Here is a 2,106-nt window from a genome sequence, read left to right as displayed (position 1 = left end):
ATCTGTGGGTATCGGGTGTGACCGATGCCTTTTTTATTTTCTATTATATCAAAAGGCTGTCCAGTGAGAATCCGAAGATTCTCACTGGACCGCTTTATTTGTGGAGACTTATGTCACAGCCTCATTAAAAAGAGATTGGTAGCATCAAGCATTGTCTAGTAGTGTTAGGCAATGTTTTTGTAATTTCTTCAAAGGTGGTATGTTGTATCTTGAGCGATATAATCACGTTTACTTAGAAGATTAAAAAAATCATTAACTAATCCAAGTTATCAGTGGTTGGGATAAAAATGGATTGTTTTTAATTGGAAAATGGGATACTGGGGTATGATCGTCAGTAATCTGGTTCGGAACCAGATTACTAATTTGAATCGTAATGCTATAGTGATTTATTATTAAGGTATATTGCTTACCTTTGGAGGATATGATTATGAACAATCAGGTGAAATTAAAGTATGTTTTACAGCCAGAAGATAAACGTAAAAATAAGCCAAGTTATGCGTGGGATATTTTGTTTAAAAAATATGATATCGTTAAAGAGATTGAACAGCAAGGGTATTATGATATTCGAACTGATCAAATGATGCGTAATCGAGGAGTTATTGCACTATGGCAACAAAAGTATCCGGGAAAGTCTATTCCAGATAATCGAAACATCTTAAAGTTTGACTTTTCTGTGGATTTACCAAATGTCTTCAAAGGTTACCATCTTCAAATTATGCCAATTGGTGGTAATATCTATCGAATTGCTCCTTTTAACATGTATTACAAATTAAAGAATGAGAATGTACCCATCATTCCGATGACGAGTCCTATTAAAATGTCTAGTTTAGATTTAAGCAATGTTACCACAGAGCCTAACGCCCAGACGGTGGCAGAAATTACAGGAATGTTCTCCTATGTTTTTCATGATTTGAATGATAATAATAGAACAGTTGTTAGCACGTTGAGCGGCAAAAATAATGTTCAAAATGTTAATTTTAATGTCGACAATATTTTGAATCATCAACCAATAACGTTAAGTATTGATACATGGCAAGCGGAGATTGATGGTGTGTATGAGTCTGAGAAAACAGTACTAATTATTGAAAGTAAAATGAAGTTTCCTAAAGACTTTAACATTCGTCAGTTGTTTATTCCCCGACTACTGATTGAACAAACTATGGAAAAACTGGAACTACATAAAGAAGTTTATGCGGGTTATTTTGTAAAAACGAGAGACATTTACATTTTAACTGTGTACAAGTTTACCGATTTACAGAATATGAATTCAATGAAGAAATGTAAACAATATAAATTTAGTTTGTCAGATGATCCTCAAAATATATTTAAGATTAAAGATGGTTCGACTATTGAGTTGAATAAAGAACGAACAATTAATAAAATCTATAATCTCATTTATAACACTGAGATGACAACGATTTACCCTAGTTATTCAAATGGAGATATAATTAGTTTTCCCCAAGCCAATAATCTACAAATTTCATTAGATTATTTGGATTTGTTGGATAGCTCTGAGGATTACATAACTATCAACGGCGAGAAAGTTGAGCGAAGTGGGGCGGAAGCTTTTATGGACGCTTTTAAGTATAATAGACGTCAATATAATTATTATTTGAATTGGTTGGGTTATTTGGGGTTGGTTGATAGAGATGCTGTATCGGACTCTCCTTATGTTACAAAAAATGGAAAAAGTTTTCGAATGGCGGGATTTCATCAACAAAATGTAATGTTAATTAAATTAATGGCGTGTCACATCAGTTTTAGAAAAGTACTCTTGAAAATGCTTGGAGGAGAAACTATTGATACTGATCAAATGAAATATGTTATTCAACAGGAAATGAAAGACATTCCAACTAAAAGCCAAATTTCGAGTTCAACTTTTCCTAGAAGAATCTCAAGCGTTAAGTCTATGTGTAATCAAGTACTGACGCAGATGGGGGTGTACAAAAAAAAGGATGGTTAGTAAGGACATACTTGAGTATGGGGTAGATTGTAAAATTAATCCGAACGCTGTTCGGACAAAAAAGATCAGCTTCCTTTAAAATGGTGTTTACCACAAACCCATCTTTTAGGAGCTGATCTTTTGTCTAGTATAACCTATTCCGA

General features: G+C 33.4%; 1 protein-coding gene. It reads left to right on the top strand.

What is annotated here, in order from left to right; translation table 11 throughout:
- The first annotated feature begins 427 nt into the window (after positions 1-427).
- A complete protein-coding gene (locus tag ACP4IT_RS12510; RefSeq protein ID WP_086231762.1) occupies positions 428-1,963 on the top strand; it encodes a type II restriction enzyme in 1,536 nt (511 codons plus the stop codon).
- Positions 1,964-2,106: the final 143 nt, after the last annotated feature.

Origin of the sequence: Levilactobacillus sp. LN180102 (genome assembly GCF_050106635.1) — a bacterium.
In the GTDB taxonomy this organism is placed as follows: domain Bacteria; phylum Bacillota; class Bacilli; order Lactobacillales; family Lactobacillaceae; genus Levilactobacillus; species Levilactobacillus brevis.
This window is presented reverse-complemented; position numbering and strand designations above follow the sequence as displayed.